The sequence below is a fragment of the Pseudomonas putida genome (genome assembly GCF_002906855.1).
Classification (GTDB): Bacteria; Pseudomonadota; Gammaproteobacteria; order Pseudomonadales; family Pseudomonadaceae; genus Aquipseudomonas; species Aquipseudomonas putida_N.
On the sequence record NZ_MINI01000048.1, the window covers coordinates 1,257,138 to 1,275,622 of the forward strand.

At 63.8% G+C, this 18,485-nt stretch carries 12 protein-coding genes, 1 rRNA gene and 1 pseudogene; 2 read left to right on the forward strand and 12 right to left on the reverse strand.

Going from position 1 to position 18,485, the window contains the following annotated elements:
- Positions 1–166: 166 nt before the first annotated feature.
- From bcsC to bcsE, 9 genes and pseudogenes are all read right to left on the reverse strand, one after another.
- A complete protein-coding gene (gene bcsC / locus BGP85_RS28500; protein WP_103446208.1) occupies positions 167–3,688 on the reverse strand; it encodes a cellulose synthase complex outer membrane protein BcsC in 3,522 nt (1,173 codons plus the stop codon).
- Entirely contained in the window at positions 3,676–4,788 is a 1,113-nt protein-coding gene (gene bcsZ / locus BGP85_RS28505) for a cellulose synthase complex periplasmic endoglucanase BcsZ (protein ID WP_103446209.1), read from the reverse strand. Before bcsZ ends, bcsC begins: the two co-directional genes overlap by 13 nt.
- 2 nt (positions 4,789–4,790) lie before the next feature.
- Positions 4,791–7,070: a cellulose biosynthesis cyclic di-GMP-binding regulatory protein BcsB gene (bcsB, locus tag BGP85_RS28510; protein ID WP_374755340.1), complete on the reverse strand. Its 2,280-nt coding sequence runs from the start codon at positions 7,068–7,070 to the stop codon at positions 4,791–4,793.
- Entirely contained in the window at positions 7,070–9,679 is a 2,610-nt protein-coding gene (bcsA, locus tag BGP85_RS28515; protein ID WP_103446211.1) for a UDP-forming cellulose synthase catalytic subunit, read from the reverse strand. The genes bcsB and bcsA overlap by 1 nt, the downstream gene beginning before the upstream one ends.
- Complete coding sequence (gene bcsQ / locus BGP85_RS28520) at positions 9,676–10,392, reverse strand: cellulose biosynthesis protein BcsQ (protein WP_103446212.1); 717 nt, start codon at positions 10,390–10,392, stop codon at positions 9,676–9,678. The genes bcsA and bcsQ overlap by 4 nt, the downstream gene beginning before the upstream one ends.
- Positions 10,389–10,607 (reverse strand): cellulose biosynthesis protein BcsR, encoded by a 219-nt coding sequence (gene bcsR / locus BGP85_RS28525; protein WP_103446213.1) that lies wholly within the window; start codon positions 10,605–10,607, stop codon positions 10,389–10,391. The genes bcsQ and bcsR overlap by 4 nt, the downstream gene beginning before the upstream one ends.
- Positions 10,604–12,231, reverse strand: a pseudogene (bcsG, locus tag BGP85_RS28530) (cellulose biosynthesis protein BcsG). The gene bcsR and the pseudogene bcsG overlap by 4 nt, the downstream one beginning before the upstream one ends.
- Positions 12,231–12,410, reverse strand: a complete 180-nt coding sequence (bcsF, locus tag BGP85_RS28535) for a cellulose biosynthesis protein BcsF (protein ID WP_103446214.1) — start codon at positions 12,408–12,410, stop codon at positions 12,231–12,233. Before bcsF ends, bcsG begins: the two are co-directional and overlap by 1 nt.
- Complete coding sequence (bcsE, locus tag BGP85_RS28540) at positions 12,407–13,897, reverse strand: cellulose biosynthesis protein BcsE (RefSeq protein WP_103446244.1); 1,491 nt, start codon at positions 13,895–13,897, stop codon at positions 12,407–12,409. Before bcsE ends, bcsF begins: the two co-directional genes overlap by 4 nt.
- Before the next feature lie 323 nt (positions 13,898–14,220).
- Between bcsE and BGP85_RS28545 the strand changes: the two genes are divergently transcribed.
- Positions 14,221–14,562 carry a tryptophan synthase subunit beta gene (locus BGP85_RS28545; RefSeq protein WP_103446215.1) on the forward strand — a complete coding sequence of 114 codons (342 nt, stop codon included), beginning with the start codon at positions 14,221–14,223 and terminating at the stop codon, positions 14,560–14,562.
- Positions 14,563–14,564: 2 nt separating this feature from the next.
- Here the strand turns inward: BGP85_RS28545 and lapD are convergent, their stop codons facing one another.
- Both lapD and lapG read right to left on the reverse strand, forming a co-directional pair.
- A complete protein-coding gene (gene lapD / locus BGP85_RS28550) occupies positions 14,565–16,508 on the reverse strand; it encodes a cyclic di-GMP receptor LapD (protein ID WP_103446216.1) in 1,944 nt (647 codons plus the stop codon).
- 10 nt (positions 16,509–16,518) lie between these two features.
- Positions 16,519–17,247 (reverse strand): cysteine protease LapG, encoded by a 729-nt coding sequence (gene lapG / locus BGP85_RS28555; RefSeq protein WP_258035839.1) that lies wholly within the window; start codon positions 17,245–17,247, stop codon positions 16,519–16,521.
- 236 nt (positions 17,248–17,483) lie between these two features.
- Between lapG and BGP85_RS28560 the strand changes: the two genes are divergently transcribed.
- On the forward strand, positions 17,484–18,173 hold the full coding sequence (locus BGP85_RS28560) for a GntR family transcriptional regulator (protein WP_103446218.1): 690 nt from the start codon (positions 17,484–17,486) through the stop codon (positions 18,171–18,173).
- Between the two features lie 77 nt (positions 18,174–18,250).
- Here BGP85_RS28560 and rrf read toward each other — a convergent pair.
- Positions 18,251–18,366: ribosomal RNA gene (rrf, locus tag BGP85_RS28565) — 5S ribosomal RNA — on the reverse strand.
- Positions 18,367–18,485: the final 119 nt, after the last annotated feature.

Here is an 18,485-nt window from a genome sequence, read left to right on the forward strand (position 1 = left end):
AAACGCACGGGGATTACCCGTGTGGGTTCAAGTCGTGCGGCGCATCGATTGGTCGACGGGTACGCAGTGGGAATGACTATAAAGGCATAAGAAAAATATTTTAAATACCGTTAGCGCATAACCATATGAAACGGTTCGCGCACTGAAAAGGGGCGCCAGGCGCCCCTCAACGCCATTCGCTGTAAGGCTCCAGCGAGGTGACCGGCAAGGCCAGGTTGCCGCGCCACGGCTCGAACAGGTAGCGCACGTAGAGCATGGCGTGGCTGGGCGCATAATCCTTGCTGTGCTGCCAGTCGAAACCTCCGCCCAGCGCCCAGCGATCGTTCAGGCGCCGCTCGAAGGCACCATGCAGGCGATAGCCCACGCCTGTGCTGCTGCTGGCATCGGTGGTCGCATCGATGTTCGATTCGATGATGTCGTAACGCGCCAGCAACTTGCGGTTGAGGCTATCGTCCGGGTAGAGCCGGCTGCTGTCGCTGCTGGCATGTGACCAGCTGGCCGAGCCTTCCAGCAGGAACGACCAGTCATAGTTGCGCCAGGCATAGCTGACCGGCACACCGATCGACTCGTAGCGTTGCGGGCTGTAGTAGCCACCCTGACCGAGGCTGTAGCCGCCCAGGTCCTTGTCATAGCGCCAGTTCATCACGGTGAGGCCCACGCGCATGCGCTCGTCAGCCTTCTCCACGGCGCGGTAGTAATACCCTGCCATGGCGCGGGTGCGCTGGTTGTCGGCAACGTTCTCGCCGACCAGCCAATGGTGGCCAAGGCTTGCCCAGACACCGTGATCCCCCCCCTGGTCCCAGCTCAGCCCCAGCGTCGCGCCGTTGGCCGTGACGCCACCCCAGCGCACGTTGGTAGCCGGGTCGCGCGCGCCGGCGAACGACAGCAGCGAGTTGCTCATCGGCCGGCGCGAGGCCGCCAGCGACCAACCCACCTGCCCCAAGTCGCCATTGACGATTGCGCCGCCTAGCCAGTTATTGACCTCATAACCCTGGGTCGTGCCCAGGTCGAAGCCCCAGCGGCTGTTCTGCCATCCCATCGCCAGTACACCGCCATTGGCCGTCTGCGAGCCCGGCTGGCAGGTCGGCAGAGGTGCGCCGCTGCGGGTGACGCCGACAAACTGGCAGGTACCGAAGTCAGCGGTGTTGTTGCCGTTTTCGTCGAGGTCAAACGAGCCGGCATCCATACCAATGCGCTCGACCCGCGCAAACGCCCTGCCGTCTTCCCAAGGCGTATCGACATGCAGCAAGGTCGATTGGGTGCTCAGGCGGGAGATACCGGGCGTGCCGTCGTTCTTGCGCCAACCGTAGTCATGCATGAGGGTGACATTGGTATTGCGCTGCTGGTACAGCTCATCGACGTCGCTGCGCAGGCTGCGCGCCAGCCAGTCATCGCTGTCCTTCGCCCGGCTGGCGAAGGTCATGGCCCGGTCGTCACGCGGCGAGGCCTGCGAGCGGCTGATCATCTGCGCATCGGCCATTGCTGCGGCATACAGATCCAGCGCTCGCTGTGGGTCGTTGGCCGCCACCAGCCTGGCTGCGTCGCGGCGCAGCAACGGGTCGGGCTGCGACTGTTTGGCGGCGACATGCTCCAGCAGCTGGGCCGCTTTTTCCTTCTCGCCCAGGGCGGCCAGCACTTCAGCATAGCGGCGCTGTGCATCGCCTTGCTCGTCGGTCAGCTGCAGCGGCTGCACCTCCAGTGCCTGGCGTACGCGGGCCAGGTCGCCTTCGGCAATCCAGCTCTCCATCACGCCTAGGCGCGCCTGCGCACGCTGCGGCTGAACCTGCAGCACGCGCTGGTAGTAACCCAGTGCCTTACGATGATCGCCCCGCTGTGCCGCCCAGTCCGCCATCAACAGCAGGTCGTCCGGATCACCCTCGCCATGGGCCAGGCCAGCTTCCAGCACGGCGCTGGCCTCGTCGGTGCGACCCAGATCCTGCAGGCGCTGAGCCTGAGCAAGGGTCATGCGCCGGCGCACGCGCTTGTCGAGGACGCGCATGTCGTCGGTCCAGGCACCTTGTGGCACGGCGCGCAGGGTGTCCTGAACCTGTGCATCGCGATCACTGGATTCCAGGTACAAGCCATGGGCGTAACGCGTGGCAGGATCGGTGGGCTGGCGCTGCAATACGCGATTGAATGCGGCGTCGGCCTCAGCGTTACGGCCTTGTTGGCGCAGGCTGTTGGCCAGTTGGTAGGCCAGCCAGGGCTCATCGGGCGCCAGCTCGGCAGCTTGCGTCAGTAGCCGGCTGGCGCTAGCCCAATCCTGCCTCTGCACGGCGGCATCTGCCTGCTCGCGCAGGCGGCCAAGCTCCAGGCTACGGCGCAGGCTGGCGAACTGGACCTGTTGGGCCGCAGGCAGGCTGCTCAGATACGCTTCGGCCTTGTCTGTCGACTGCGCCTGATAGATGCGCATCAGGCCGCGCACCGCGCTTTCATTGCCCGGTACCTTGCGCTGCACCTGCAGGTATTGCCGTTCGGCACTGGCCAGGTCACCTTCAGCGAACGACACATCGGCCAGACCCAGCATGGCGAACTCATCGTCAGGACGCTGCTGGCGCGCCTGCTGGTAGAGCGAACGGGCAGTGCGCAAGTCCTGTTTCTCCAGCGCGCTGTCAGCCCGCTGCAGCATCCCCCAGTACTGGCTGGAGGCTTCGAGGTCTTTCCATTTACTCATCAGGCGGGTGTTCTGCTCGATGGTAACCGCTTGGTGGAATGCCGCGTTGGCTTCCCCGTAACGGCGTTGACGCATCAGCGCAACGCCGAGCGCGCCGTGCAGGCTGGCATCATCGGCATAACGGCGCAGGGCCAGACGCAGCTGTGCTTCTGCCTGGACGTTGCGGTCCTGATCGAGCAACGCCTTGCCACGTTGCCCAGCCTGCCAGGCCGGGTCACCCACCAGGGTGCGTTGCTGCTTGAGGTTGTCATTGGCCAGCGGCAACAGCGGCGATGCCGGATAGCGCTGGACGAATGCCTGCCAGGCAGCGACGCTGTTGGCACTCACCGGTTGCTCGGACAGGTAGTCGAACTCGCGCTGGGCGGCGGCATCGCGTGCCGTCGGGTCACGCGACAACTGGTCGAGGATGGCCAGGGCTTCACTGTCACGGTCCTCGCTGAACAGCCAGGCGGCCAAGGTCTGGCGCAAGCCGACGTTGCCTGGGTACTGGCGATCAAGCTCCTGCAGCTGGCGGATCGCTTCCGGCCGCTGACCGGCCAGGTTGCCACGCACGCGCCAGTAGTCCAAGGCCAGGTCCAGGCTGGGCGGTTCACCGCCGAACAACTGGTCATAGGCGACCAGAGCCTCGTCATAGCGCCCCGTCACTGCCATGAGCCGCGCTTGCTGCAAACGCTGCGCCTGCTCGGGCTGCTGCAGCGCCATCAGACGTCGGGCTTGCCGATCCTGGAGGCTGCCCGGTGCCACTGCAGCGATGCTTGCACGCAGTTGCTCGGCTTCTTCAGGTTTCTGCTCACGCAGCGCCAGGCTCAGCGAGGCCAGCAAGGCATCAGGGTTGCGCGGCTCCAACAAACGCAGCCTGGCCAGGGCGTCGTGAATCAGGTCGTCGCGGTGCAGCGCCTCGCCAATACGTACCTGCTCCAGCAGCCATTGGCGTTGCTCATCGCGGTCTTTCGGCTGCGCGGCCACGGCACAGGACAAAGCGGTCAGCGTCAGCACGCCGATCATTCGGAACATGGAGCACTCCAGGCGGGCAGCAGACGACCTTGATTGTCAAAGCGATAGCGGGCTTGGTCCCAGCCTTGGCCGAACAAGGCAAGGACTTGGTTGTAATATGCCTGTGGCTCGGCAGGCTGCTCGCGCAACCTTTTGCGCTGGGCTTCAAGCGTAGCGTGGCCATCTGCGGCGCTGGCCAGCAATGGCAACAACGCTGCGGAAAAGCCCACCGGGCCATGCCCGCTCTGTTTGCCAGTGCGGGCATCGACGCTCTCCGGCGGCTGGCCACCCTGGGTAGTGGCGGTGACCATCGGTGCGAAGTGACGCAGCAGCTCGTCACGCTGCGCTGCACCGTTAGCCAGCATGCCCAGCCACAGGTACACGCGGATGGCGTCATAGTCCCCGGCACTACCGTGCTCAGGGTCGGGCTCGATGGCTGCCGCTGGCGTCCACAGCAACCAGTCCGGGGCAAAGCCGTTGGGCGATGACTGCAACCAGAGGCGACGTACGTTGCTGGCCATCTCGCCCCACAGTGGGTCCACCAGGGCAAAGCGGTCGAACAATTGCGGCGGCAGGTAGCTGGGGTTCAGGCGCCAGCCTCGGTTGTCGTCAAAGCCGTAATCCGCCGGTAGCAGCATCACACCCAGGCCCGGCAACTTGCGCACGGTCTGTGCGGCGATGCGCCAGAGCATCTGTGTGCCCAGCCGGGCATACGCCGGCTCGTTCCACAGCCGCCCCGCTTCGAGCAGGCTGTAAGCGATCCACAGGTCGGCATCGCTGGCATTGTTGCTGTCCAGCACCTGCCATTGCTTCTGCTTGCCGTGGCCCCAGAGCCAGGCCGGCAAATGCCGGGAAAGGTCGCCTTCGGCCAGGTTGTTGCCGGTCCAGCGCAGCAGGTTGTCGAACGCCTGGCGGTCGTTGCCGACCAGGGCGAAGAACAGCGCATAGCTCTGCCCTTCGGAGGTGGTGACCAGGCGCTCATCACTACGGTCGAGCACCCGGCCATCCGCACTCATCAGGTGGGTCTTGAAGCGCTCCCAGTCCGGCCACGGGCAATCCGCCGCCGCGCGGGCGACGCCGGGCATGCACAACACCAGCACCAAGGCCAACAGCTGGCGCATGGTCAATCAGCCCCGCTCAGGCGACGACGCCCGGCCCAACGCAGCGCACGCCACAACAGGAAGGCGAACAGCAGCACGCTGATGACGGCGATCACCGCGATCAGTGTCGGGTAATCGGAGAGGTGGAACCACAGCAGCAGCCACCATGGCAGCTGGCCTACATAGTAGTGCTCACCCACGAACTGGCTGCTGACACCACTGCTGCGCACCAAGGCGACGGAGCCTGCCACGGCGTCGAGCTTGCCGGAGTCGGCCAGCACTTCACGCAGCAAGGCGTACGCGTCATCAGAGCTACCCAGCAAGGCAACAACGCTGCGCTGCTCGTGGAACGGCGACTTCAGCCCGGTGATCGCGGCAATCGGTGCCTGCGCACTGACTTCGATGCGGTTGTTGGACATCACGGGGGCCGTGTCGAAGCGGCGGATGCCGGGTTGCTCCACCGCACGCCCCTGCACCATCCAATCGCGCTGAGCGTTCAGCAACAAGCCCAGGTTCGGCTGCTCGCGCAGGTCTTCGGGCAGGCTGCCAATCAGCAGCAGGTCGGCATCGGCGTCTGCGGCCTGCTTCCAGTTGTCGCTCAACCGCACATTCAGGGCTGGGTAGCCCACCTGCCCGCCGATGCTGCTGATGACGTCAAGCAACGTGCCGACCTGCATCGCCGTGGGCTTGGCCGGTACCACCACCAGGGTCTCGGACAGATCGGCCATGCGGCTGTAAGGGAAGCCACTGCGAACGAAGGCGCGCAGGTCAGGCATGGCCATGTAGTGGTAGTAGCCGGAGAGGTCGATGGTCGAGTTTTCGTCGATCGCCGCACGCACGTCTACCGGCAGCGAGGTCTGACAGTGGTCGCGCTGGGCGCTGCCCAGGGTGCTGGCGAAGCTGAAGTCGAAACGCAGGCGGTTGCGCGCGCCGATCTTCAGGGCCGGAACCAACGATTGCTCAGTCAGGACGGTGCTGTCGGTGGACAGTACGTTCAGGCGCATCTCTTCCAGGGTGCTGCTGCGGCGGTCATTGCCCACCAGCGGCATGCTGGTGATGTACTGGTCGTTGACGCTGATGCTCAGGCGCGACTCATCGGTAACCGCTGGCGGGGTGTAGCGATACAGGGTCTGTAGCGGAATACCTTGGTTGCGCCAGACGAACAGGTCGGGGGGCAGGTTCACGTCGAGGGTGATAGGGCGTGGCTGCAAGCCGCTGACCTGCAACTGCTCGGGGTAATCGAGCAGCTCGGAGAACCGCACCGGGCGGTCGGTCCGCGTCCAGTTCGGCGCGTCGTAGGGCTTGCGCGGCTGCAACGCGGTCATCTGCTCGACCTTGACCCGCGAACCGCGGAACAGGTCGCTGCCGACGGCCAGCGCCGAGGCGGCCTTGACCAGGTCTTCGTCATTGCGGCCCAGGACCAGCAACAGCTTGCTCCAGCGGTTGCCCGGGTGATCGATCAGCTGCACCACCGGGCCATCGACCGCCGGGAATTTTTCCAGGTCGGCGAGGAACGCCGGGCGCCGATCATTGGTGGCGAAGACAATGGCTGGCTGCGGTTTTTCGCCGCTGGCAGGCAGGCTGTTGAACGACACCGGGAAGGTCGCCTTACGCCAGCCGGCCTTGCTGCCGAAGTACGACGCCAGGATGGCAGCGGCACGCTGCTCGCCCAGGGTCGGGGTGTCGGCAAAAACCACCGGCAACTCGACCTTGCTGGTGTCGCGTACATCGAATAACGGCAAAGGGAAGTAGGCCAGGTCATTTTCCAGCGCCAGCGCCTGCTCGCGCAGTTGCACCTGGCTCTTGCGGTTGACGTTCAGCCACAGGCCGCTGTGCGCCGGGTCTTCACAGATATCGGTGTAGTGCCCGACGAACTCCAGGCGCACCCGGTTGAAATCGCTGATCAGTTTCGGGTCCAGCTGCAGCTGACGACGCACGCGCTGGCCGAGCTGGTCCTTCTCGATCGGCACCACCCCCATCAACTCGTCGTTGAGGTACACGCGCAGATGCGACAGGTTCGGTAGCAGGGCTGGCGACGGGGTGTAGTCCAGCTGCAGCACCGCGTCGGTGGCCAGGCGATCCCGGCGCAGACCAAACTCGATGTTTTCGCTGTTGCGAACGCCCAGCATCAGGCTGTCGGCCGATCGGCCAAGCTGCTCGAAAGTCTGGGTGACGGGCCAGTTGGGCACCAATGGCTCGGCCGGCATGGCAAGGGGGGCTACAGCGGCGACTGCAGCGTTCTGGAACAGCGAGGCAAGCAGCACCATCGCCAGGCCCCAGGTGCGTGCGGGATAACGAGTCATCATGCGTCTCGGTCAGCAAGGTTCGTGGAAGGAAGAGGTCGGGGTGTATGCGGCAGGTAGCTGGCCAGCCAGCGCAGCAGTTCGTACAGGGGCAGCAGCCACCCGCGCAGCCAGATGGGGGTGTGTTCGATCATGCGCAGGTAGCCAACGCCGCCCAACTTGAGCACGTCCATCAGGCTGCGCAGCGGGCGGTCGACTTCGTGTTTGTCCTGATAACCCAGCCAGGCATCGGCGCGGGCGAAGGTGCAATGCACCAGGTCGATGCGCTGTTGCTGGTTGAGGCCCTCGAAGGTCAGGCCCACATGCCGGCCGACAATGCGGGTGACCCGTGCATTGAAGGCAAATTCTCGCTGCCCGCGGCTCAGCAGCAGGCGCACGCGCGCCCCTGATGCAGGCTTCACACCGTCACCCAGTTGCAGGCCGATACCACCATCGGAATAGTCGACCAGGGTGCAGGGGAAACCATGACCACTCTCCAGCTGCAGTGCGGCCGGCAGGTGCATTTGCACGCGGTGCGCACGGCGCACCTGGCGCACTTCGGCGGCCACTGCGCAGGCGGCGCCGAGGATCAGCAGGTTGTAGGTCACCCACAACGAACTGACGATCACCGTACCGATTTCCGCAGCCGGGCCGGTGAACAGGCGCCAGACGGCAAAGCCCAGGCCGGCCACGTTGAGGCCCGCGAGGAATAGGTACGGCTGGGCGATGCGCCAGTCGAACTGGCCCTCCTCCATCAGACCGCCCTTGGCGGTGACGTTGAACTTGCCCTTCTTCGGCGCGAACAACGCGACCGTGGTCGGTCGGGCGATGTACCAGGCCAGCACGGTCTCGTAGACCTCACCCCAGAAGGTCTGCCGGTACTTGCCCTGCATGCGCGAGTTGGTAAGGCTGGCGTGAATCATGTGCGGCAGCACGTACAGCAGGATCATCACGGCAGGCGCGTAGATGATGTAGGCGTGCAGCAGCAGGAACGCCAGCGGCGCGGTGAGGAAGACCAGGCGCGGCAGGCCGGCGAGGAAGTGCAGCATGGCGTTGGCGTAGCAGATCCGCTGGAACAGGCTCAGGCCGCGGCCGAACAGGGGGTTGTCGGTACGGAAGATCTGCACCATGCCGCGCGCCCAGCGGATGCGCTGGCCAATGTGCGCCGACAGGCTCTCGGTGGCCAGGCCCGCAGCCTGGGGAATGCCCAGGTAGGCCGAGGTCCAGCCCTTGCGGTGCAGGCGCAACGCGGTATGGGCATCTTCGGTGACAGTTTCGACGGCAAAGCCCCCGATGTCTGCCAGCGCGGTGCGCCGCAGCACGGCACAGGAGCCGCAGAAGAAAGCAGCGTTCCACATGTCGTTGCCGTCCTGGATCAGCCCGTAGAACAACTCGCCTTCGTTGGGGCGGCGGCGGAACGAACCCAGATTGCGCTCGAACGGGTCGGGCGAGAAGAAGTGGTGAGGCGTCTGCACCAGCGCCAGCTTCGGGTCCTTGAGGAACCAGCCGACGGTCATCTGCAGGAAGGAGCGCACCGGTACATGGTCGCAGTCGAAGATGGCAATGAGCTCACCGTCGGTGATCCCCAACGCATGGTTGAGGTTACCGGCCTTGGCGTGGTGGTTGTTCGGCCGCACGATGTAGCCCACGCCAACCTCGTCGGCGAAGGCGCGGAATTCCTCACGCTTGCCATCGTCGAGGATGTAGATGCGCAGGCACTCGCGCGGCCAGTCCAGGCCTAGGGCAGCGAGCACCGTGGTACGCACCACCGAAAGGTCTTCGTTGTAGGTGGGGATCAACAGATCGACCTTGGGCCAACTTGCCGGGTCTTCCGGGAGGTTCGCCGGTTTACGCTCCAATGGCCAGCAGGTCTGGATGTAACCGAGGATCAACACGAACCAGGAGTAGGTCTCTGCCGCGAGCAGAATCACCCCGCAGACAAGATCGAGCGTGTCGTTCCAGTTCAAGGTCGAGGTGTAGCGCCACCACAGGTAGCGGCAGGAAATTATCGTCGACAGCACGATCAGCATCAGGGTCGGGAAGCGGCCCGGCATGTAGCGCACCAGCATGGCGATGCCCCACAGCAGGAAGATGAACACCAGCTGCGCCAAGTAACCGAACGGCTCGGTCACGCAGAGCACGGCCAGCAGCACGGCGAACGAGGTGAGCACGGTATAGAACAGGCGCCGGCCGAACACGCCCAGCCTTTTCAGGCGCTGGGCGGCACCTTGCTGCAGGTCGCTGTCGCGAAAACGCGCCGGCACCTGGCCCATGGCTTCGGCCACCCGCGCACGGCAGTTGCGCAGCACCGTCAAGGCGCCGCGCAGATAGCCGCTCGCGAACGACAAGACACGCAGCGGCCGACCGGGTTTGCGCGGCTGTGGCACCCGCCGCAGCAGCAGCCAGGCGCACTGGATCAACAGCCGCAGCGGGTCGCCCAGCGTCGGGCGCTTGCCGACGAACTGCGGGAACAAGCGCTGACGTTCAGCCAGCAGTGCCTGCCAGGCCGGTGATTCCAGCCGCAGCAACAGGAACGCCAGCCACACACCCAGGGTGAACAGCAGGGCGACCCCACGTTGTGCACCGCGCGCGGTGAAGTGGGCGTAGGCCGAGAGCGGGGTCACGTTCACGCTTCGCGCCTCGCCAGGCAACGTACCGCCAGGCTTTGCACATCCCGGGATGCCAGGCATTGCGGCGCGTAATGGCCAACCGGCGCCTTGCAGGCGAAGGCCTCGACGAACGCTTCGTCACGGTGCACCAGTTGCATAGGCAGGCGCTTGCGGAACAGGTCACGCCACACCATCAGCACATCGCTCTGCAGGCTGCTGGCCGGGTCGAAACGGTTGACCAGCAGCATGTCGTAACGCTCGACCTGCTGACGCCCCAGCAGGATGTGGCTGGTCATCTCAGCCTCGGCCACCAGAACCCGCATGTCAGTGACGAAACCACGTGCGGCCTTGGTCGCTACCGGGTGAGGCAAGTCGAACAGCAGCCAGTCGAAATGCTTGGCCAGTGCGGCTTGGCGAGTACGCCACACTTCGGGCTGCTGATAGCCGTGCAGCTCGCCGAGCCGGTGCGGATCCACTTCACCGAAGGGCATCACGCACAGGCCATCGAGTACCTCATAAAGGGGCTCGTCGTAGGGCCGCCCCTGCAGCTCGGCACAGGCCCAGCCGTCGCGCTGTTCGAGTGGCAGGTTGAAGTGCAGGCCCAGCAGGTTGTCCGGGCTCATGTCGACCAGCAGCACGCGCTCACCCAGCTCACGCAAGGCATAACCCAGCGCCGCCAGCAGCGCAGTACGGCCCAACCCACCACGCAGTCCATGCAAGGCCAGGCTGATCATGACTGCACGGCCTTCGACTGCTCGGTCCGCGCCAAGGCAGCTTCTTCCAGGCGGGCCATGCAGCTTTCGCCCAGCAGCGGCCAGCGCTGCAACGCCTGCTGCACACCGACCATCATGGAAATGTCCTGATAGCTCAAAGCAGGCATGGCCAAGTACTGGCGCAACTGGGCGATATCATCACTGCGGTCGGATGGGTCTGCTTTGCCAGTCTTCATGGGCTCTCCTTCGGAACAGGCTGCCAATCCGGCTGGCCTTGCAGGCGCATATAGGTTTGGCCCTGGTAGTCCAGCACCTGGGCACCGGAGGTTTCCGACACGCGCTCGGTGGTCGGCAGGTCGGTCAGCAGGCTTGGCAGGTCGAGGGTCTGCCCCGCCCCGAGGCCCGCATACACACGGGAAACCAGCTCGGACAGCGCCAGGAAGCTGGTAGGCGCGGTGACCCGCAGAGGCTCGCCACGCGCCGGTTGGCCCATGCCAATGAACTTGAGGCCGACCGGCACATGGGTGATCGACGGTGTCGGGATCTCACGCATGCCCGACAGTTGCATGCGGTCACCGTGCAAGGACGCGCCGTGCTCGGGAACGATGGCAACCACCACGCGACGGCCGCTGCCTTCGAGCTCGTCGAGGAACTTGCCGAGGTCACCGAACAGGCGGTTGGCCCGCGTGGCGTAATCGGCCGGGCGCGTGCCGCCGTCGGCGGTCACCATGCGGTTGCCGTCATGCAGGCTGATGGTGTTGTAGAACAACGAAACATGGTCGGCGCCGGAACTCTTGCGCTTGCCCCACCAGCCGTGCAGTACGTCCAGGTCGCCAGCGATCGGCGAGCCGTCGAAGCTGACCAGCGCCCGCGGGAAGTCGCTGACGCTGAAGCCTGGCTGCGGCATGTGCTGGGTGGTGATGTCGCCGATAAAGTTGTCGAAACGCCCACTGTGGTTGAGCAGCGTCTGGCTCTGGAACCCAAGCTTGGCCAGGTTCTGGAACAGCAGGCACTGTTCGGGCGCCTGCTGGTACAGCCCCGCATGGGACGACTGGCCGCAACTGGCGCGCAGCATGCGAATCGCTGCCGGCCCGCTGTAGGAGGTCGCCGAGTTGAACTGATCGAACACCACGTCCAGGCGCGAGAACAAGGCGTTGTCGTGCATGCCGACAGCCGAGAGGTCGTCCCAGGCCAGGGAGCACACGTTGATTACCAGCAGGTCGAAGTTCTGCTCGTCCGCTTTCACGGCAGGGAATGTGGTCACCCGTTGCCGCTCGCTGGCGAAGAAGCGCTCCAGCCAGGCATCAGGGTCGCCGTGTCGGCCACGGCCGCAGCCGGTGCAACAGCGGCCGTGGTGGCCGGGTTGGCAGCACCGGCGACGGCTGGCTGGCCACCTCCGATGCTCAGCGCCGGCAGCCCGCCGACCGCCAGCCATGCCAGGCCGGCCAAGCTCAGCGTGCTCAGGCGCAGCCAATGACGCAGGTAAAGGTAGCCCACCAGCAGCAGCAACAGGGCGCCGATCAGGTTCCAGTTGATGAACCTGGCCAGCAGTTCCAACAGGTAATCCCACGAGAAATCGAGCACCCCAGGCTGCGCCAGCAAGCGCCGGAACGGTGGCAGCCAGGTGTCGTGATAGAACAGCGCGATGCCCACGGGTACGGCCACGACCTGGCGCCCGACACGCAGCCAGCGCCTCGGCAGCGGGATCAGCAGAAATGCCGCGAACAGCAGATTGGGCAATGCCTGGAAGTCCAGCATGCCAACCGCGACCAACAGGAACTTGGCCAGGAAATAGAGGTTCCAGGCACCCAGACCGTGCCAACGGGCCGGCACCGGGGCGGAAATTGTCGAACTAGTCATTATTCAGTGTCCTGACGCACCACACGGCGGCGTACACCCACCGGCTTCAGGTAACGAGGTCGCAAAAGGCGGTTCAGCCAGCCCTTCACGGTGGCACGCACGCTCACCACGAACAGGACCAGGATCAAGGTAACCAGCGCACTGATGCCAATTACCTGAAGCAGTTGCACGAAGTTCATGCTGCCCCTCCAGGGTCCAGGGCGATCCGCCGAGGCACCAGGGTGGGCCGTTTCAGCGCCGCTGGCAGCACCACCGACTCGGCCAGTGGCGGCTGCGGTACGGTTTCGTCGAGAAATGCCGGAGCGTCCAGGCTGTCGAGGCTGACCAACAGATCCTGGTTGATGAACAGCTCCTTCCAGGACAACTGGAAGATGTGGTCAAGCGCCTGCTCGACGCCCTCCGAACGGCAGGCGAAGAGAAACAGGAACAACACCTCGCCGACCACGCAGGCGATGTCGCCATCGCGGCGGAACACCGTGCGCGAGCAGGACTGCAGCGGGCTCAGGCCCGGTGCCGGGCGCAACACCAAGAGCTGGTGGACGATTTCGCCGTTACGATGGCCGTGCCACATCTGCCGCACCGCTTCGGCAAACACCCGAGGTGCCACCAGGCCGCAGACCGGCATTGGCCGCAGGCGAGCGAGCAAGGCATCGAAGTCGGCCGGCAGGTGGCGGCGCCAGACATAACCCTGGATGCTGTCGACCATGGTCAGGAAACGCGACAGGCTGGCGCCGAACGGCACGATCAGGCTTGCACCACAGGCCAGCAACAGCTGCTCGTCCTGGTAGCGCAGGGTTGGCGCCATTTCCCGCACTACTAATTTCAGGGCATTGCCACGCAGCTGCCGCAAAGTGTGCAACTGACGAGCGAGGACATCCAGACGCTGGCCCCCATCCATGGCGAAAATCACGGTTGCCGACACAGCACGACTGGCCTTGGCGCCAACCTCGTTAATGCTGTCGAACACTTGCCAGTGCTCCGACAAGGCAGGCGCACCTTCGAGGACCTGGCTCTGGGCCAGGCAGAGCAGCTCATCGCCGCCGGCATCGGTCAACGGCAACGGCCGCCCAGCAACGGCAAAACCACCGGCATGCCGTGCGAGTTCCAAATCCTGGGTGCCGGCAACGCCGAGCCTGTTGCTCCAGAAGTGCTGCAGGTAACGCGTGCCACCCTGGCCGCGATACAGCTGGGCGAGCCCGTCGAGCGACTGGTTGAATGCGCGCAGGCGCTCGACCAGCGAGGCACTCTGCCCTTCACTGATCACCAGAACCAGCGCACCGGCAGCAAGCGCCGCCTGGCGCAGCGCCTGGCACCAGTGCTCGGCAGAGCCGCCGTCCCAGGCAGCCGATGGCACGATGACCAGCAGCACTCGGCCAGGCAAGTCGATACGCGGCAGGTCGTTTTTCAGGTGCAGAATGGCCCGCGTGTCAGCCTCGAACAACGTCAGCTCGGCAGGACCGCAAGTGGGGTCCAGGCCTGCGAGGGCCTCTTGTATCATCCGCGCACCACCCAGCAACGCCGCCCGGCCTTGTTCAGGCATGGCTTCGATCACTTGGCGGCAGAGCGTAGCGGCGTTTTCTGTGGTGTCACAGGCCAACCAATACAGGCCTTGCTCATGGAACTGACTATGCTCGGCACCTAGTCCGGGAATAGCCAACAACGGAATACTTTTCGTCAAAACGATGACTCTGAATTCGAAATCGGAGCTGATTCAAAGACGTAGGCCGCACGTGCGCATTAGAGGCTTTTTGACGAACAAGAACGTCAAAAATACGACGCAACCAGATTAGGCTTAAGTTTAGTCCGTCAATTCTACAGCACTAGGTGAAAATAGTGTCAAGATGATATTTGTGAGTTGCCGCACACGTTTGCCAGTTGCGATGTGCCGTTCCAAGCCAATGCTCGGCCGACTGGCAGGCGCAGCAGGGCAAAGTTGCCTATGCTGCGCCAGAGCCGATCCACGGATTCAACGTGATGAGGATGAACGCCATGTTCTACGTGCAACGCGACGGCGAGGGGCAGTTGGCGCGGGTGGAAGCCGCACCCTATGCCGAGTACACGGAAATCCTGCCCGCCGACCATGCGGAAATCCAGGAATGGTTCGCCGACGATGTTGTCGAGAACAGCCTCAAGCAACTCAAGCAGAGCGACCTGGACATGATCCGCGTGCTCGAAGACCTGATCGAGGTGCTGACCACCAAGGGTGTGATCAGCATCACCGACCTGCCTGCCGGGGCTCAGGCCAAGCTGCTCAGCCGCTCGACGGCGCGCAAGGCGCTGGGCGGCCTGACCAACCTGATCGAAGAAGACGAGGAAACCGGGTTGATCTGAGATCAGCGCCAGGGCGCAGGCTCCCCAGATAGCAGGCCCTGGAACCCTTCGATGCCCAGGCCCTGCAGTACCTGCCGTTCGCCTTCGGTCTCGACCCGCTCGGCGATCAATGGCAGGTCGATACTGTGCGCCGCACGCTGGATCGCCTCGATGAATAGCCGCTTGTGTTGCTCCTGGTCGATGTTGCGAATGTAGCTGCCATCGATCTTCAGGTAGGCCAGGCCCAGATGCGCCAGGTTGCCGATCATGCTGAAGCGACCACCAAAGCGCTGCAGAGCCAGGCCGAAACCAAGCTCGCGCAGGCGCCGGGTCAACTGTTCCAGCGCGGCCTGCTTCGGCAGTTGCTCCTCGCCGATCTCCAGGATCAACCGCGCACCCAGCGCCGTGTTCTGGCTCAGCAGCTCATAGACCCTCTCCAGAGCCTTTGGCTCGGCCAAGGTTGTAGCAGACAGGTTCAGGGCCAGCACCGGGCCGTAACTGCGCAGGTGCGCGAGCGCTTTTTCCAGTACCAGCAGGTCCAGCCGCGCCATCCAGCCAAAACGCTCCAGCCAGGGCAGGAAGCGGCCAGCGGGCAAGGCCTCGCCCTGCTCGTCGAGCAGCCGCGAGATCACTTTGTAGTGAAGCACCCGCTGAGGGGCCTGGGTCTGGACCACCGGCTGGAAGAACAGCTCGAAGCGGCCTTTGACAAAGGCCTCGTCCAGGCGCTTATGCCACTCGTGCTGGCTGTCGCCAGCAACGGCAGCGGCACCCTGCTCCAGACATACCCAACCCGACATCGGCTGATTCTCGGCACGCGCCAAAGCCTCGTCAGCCAGCCTGAGCAGCACTTGCGGCGCATCGCCCGGGCTGAACGGCGCCAGGCCAATGCAGGCGACCGGCGAAATGTCGCTGGCACCCGTTTCGTACAGGCTCTGCAATGCCGCCTCAAGATCCTGGGCAAGCTGCACAGCGTCTTCGTGGACCATTCCGGGCGCCAAGACGGCGAATTCACCACCACGGCTGCGGGATATCAGGTCGTTGGTCTCCGGGAAGGTGGCGCAGGTACGCCTCAGCTGCTCACCTACCGCTTGCAGCAGCTGGTCCGTACGCTGGCCACCGAGACGGGCGTTGAGCCCTGCCAGCCCCTGTACACGCAGCAACAGCAGGTAGCCGGCACGGGCCTCCTCCATGTTGCTGACGCGGGCGTTGAGCTGCATTTCGAAGTAGCGCCGGTTCGACAACCCGGTCAGGCTGTCCTGATAAGACTCGGCACGCAGCCGCTCACTGCGCTCAGCCTGCTCGCTGAACAGCGCCTTGAGCTTTTCAACCATCTGATTCATTGCCTGCACCACCCGGCGCAGCTCTGGCGTACGCGGCTCCGGCAGGCTGTGGAACTCACGCCGGGCAATGGCGTGTGATTGCTCAACCATCGCATCTAACGGGCGCAGTTGGCGACGCAGCAGCAAGGCGCCCAGCGCCGCACTCCCAGCACCGCACAGCAGCAGCCAGCCCAAGCTGCCCAACGCGCTCTGCCAGAGTTTACCGAGGGCAAACATCGGGTGGCTGATCACCTCGACCCGCGCAGCCTGCTGCCAGCCACGGCTGACGATGGCATCGCCGCCAGCTGCTTCCAGGCCGATCAGGTGGATGAACCAGGCAGGCACGCCTCCTGGGTCTGGCTCGGCGTGGCGCTCCACCAGCACGGCGTTGGAGCCCATGTCGATGACCTTGATGCTGGCATAGTAGCCACTGTCAAAGATCGAGCTGACCATCAGCTCGACCATCGCCGGGTCATCAATATTTGGCGTGAGCGACAGTGCCAGCGCAGTGGCTGCATCCTGGGCGTGGGAACGCAACTGATTGACATACTGGCTGCGCGAGCTTTCCAGGCTGACCATGAAGCTGCCGCTGAACGCGATGACCAGGAACAGGCAAATGGCCAACAGCAATTGTTTGAACAGTGACATTTGTGCTCCTTCAGTAAACCGGTTCGGCCGGGAACCCTTCGGCCTGCATTTTCTTCAACAAGTCCTGCCAACGGGACAGGCGCTTGGTATCACCGACTTTCTTGTTGCCCGCAGCGCCGGTCAGCCACAGACCTTCGCCATTGAAGGCATACACCGGCAGCAGGTCAGTACGCTGGCTGGCCGGCTTTATTGCGTCCATCAGGCTGTCGAGCACCAACGGCTGCGCCTGCGGGCTTGAATAATAGGTCAGCACCATGTGCGCACGGTTCTGGCGAAGGGCTTTGACGTAGGTGATGCGCAGCTTGTCGCTGGGGATCCCCATGCGCCGCAGGCTGAAGTACTTGGCGATGGCGTAGTCCTCGCAGTCGCCGGCGCCTTTTATAAGCGCCTGGATGGGCGTGGCCCAGTAGTCGACCGCGTGCCACAGGTCGATATCCTCGACGTAGCGCAGTTGCTGGTTGAAGAACTGGTTGACCACCTGCAGGCGCTGCATCTCGCTGCCCTGGCTCTGGGTCGCCATCAACCGCTGCCAGGCATCGATGCGGCCCTTCCCTGCACCCAAGGGGCCGTACAGGGCTTCGGACTTGCGGCTGATCTCGGCAAAGTCCCAATCCGCATGCAACCCGCCCAGCAGCAAGCCACCCAGCAACAGGGCAAAGCCAAAACGTCGCAAGGAGGTTTTGAGCAGCCAGGTAATCGCCACTGCGAGGCCCTGTTCAGGTCGTTGCAAAGCAGCGATGGTGCGGCCTGGTCACATAAAAGACAATGGCACTGCGCGATCATGTAGCCGATGGTCGGCTGACTATAACTTTATTGTTAGCGCTTAGTGTGTGTCGCTTCCTTTGCCGGGAAAACTCATCCACCATAAATGTCAGCTTGGGCCGCTCGCGCCGTTGCGGGCGCAGGTTTGACAAGCCCCCTTGCCTGTCACTAGTGTCATTGGATCCAACCTTCTGTCGTCGAGGCACACTTCGCTTGGCCGAGAAAATCAAACTCAGTAACGTGCTGGCCAGCGAACAGCTGCCGGCGCACCAGGCCCGTGGCGTCATAGAAGAACGCTTGCGCAGCGCCATTCTCGATGGCCGCCTGCCACCTGGCACCGCCGTACGCCAACAGGAAATCGCCGACTTGTACGGCGTCAGCCGTATGCCGGTGCGCGAGGCTCTGCGCCAGCTGGAGGCGCAATCGCTGCTGAAGGTGGAAATGCACAAGGGTGCAGTGGTCGCGCCGTTGATTGGCGAGGACGCCGTCGACACCTATGCATTGCGCGTGCTCCTGGAGAGCGAAGCGCTGCGCCAGTCGATCCCGCTGCTCGATGCCGATGACATCGCCAGTGCCCGTGGTTACATCCAGCAACTGGAAAACGAAATCAGCCATGCGGAAATCGGCCGTCTCAATCGGCTGTTTCACATGGCGCTCTATGGCAAGGCATCCAACCAGAAACTGCTGCGCCTGATCGAGAATGAGTTGAACGAGGAAGAACGCTTCCTGCGCTTCCATTTGTCGTCCATGGGGCTGGGCAAGCTCACCCAGGACGACCATAACGCCCTGGTCGATGCTGCCGCTGACAAACGTGTCGACGAGGCGGTAAGGGTGCTGGAGCAGCATCTGAATAATGGATCGCGGGTGATCAGAAGCTACCTGGACAAACAGCTCAGCCGCTAGCGCTTAACACCAGGGTGTTTTAACCCGGAAAAGAAAAAGCCCCTGTCTGCAACGCAGACAGGGGCTTTTTGTTTGAATCTTGACGATGACCTACTCTCACATGGGGAAACCCCACACTACCATCGGCGATGCATCGTTTCACTGCTGAGTTCGGGATGGGATCAGGTGGTTCCAATGCTCTATGGTCGTCAAGAAATTCTGTGTGCTGGCCCGTCGCTTTGACGTGCCTGCGAATCTCTGTAGTTCCTACTTAAAGACAAAACCCCTACCTGCGTGCGCAGATAGGGGTTTTGCGAAATGAATCTTGACGAT

Bases quoted from the DNA above. Each gene is read 5' to 3' on its own strand.
- bcsR (WP_103446213.1), bottom strand. From the start codon at position 10,607: ATGAAGACTGGCAAAGCAGACCCATCCGACCGCAGTGATGATATCGCC.
- bcsZ (WP_103446209.1), bottom strand. From the start codon at position 4,788: ATGCGCCAGCTGTTGGCCTTGGTGCTGGTGTTGTGCATGCCCGGCGTC.
- bcsB (WP_374755340.1), bottom strand. From the start codon at position 7,070: ATGACTCGTTATCCCGCACGCACCTGGGGCCTGGCGATGGTGCTGCTT.
- bcsC (WP_103446208.1), bottom strand. From the start codon at position 3,688: ATGTTCCGAATGATCGGCGTGCTGACGCTGACCGCTTTGTCCTGTGCC.
- BGP85_RS28545 (WP_103446215.1), top strand. From the start codon at position 14,221: ATGTTCTACGTGCAACGCGACGGCGAGGGGCAGTTGGCGCGGGTGGAA.
- bcsQ (WP_103446212.1), bottom strand. From the start codon at position 10,392: ATGATCAGCCTGGCCTTGCATGGACTGCGTGGTGGGTTGGGCCGTACT.
- lapD (WP_103446216.1), bottom strand. From the start codon at position 16,508: ATGTCACTGTTCAAACAATTGCTGTTGGCCATTTGCCTGTTCCTGGTC.
- bcsF (WP_103446214.1), bottom strand. From the start codon at position 12,410: ATGAACTTCGTGCAACTGCTTCAGGTAATTGGCATCAGTGCGCTGGTT.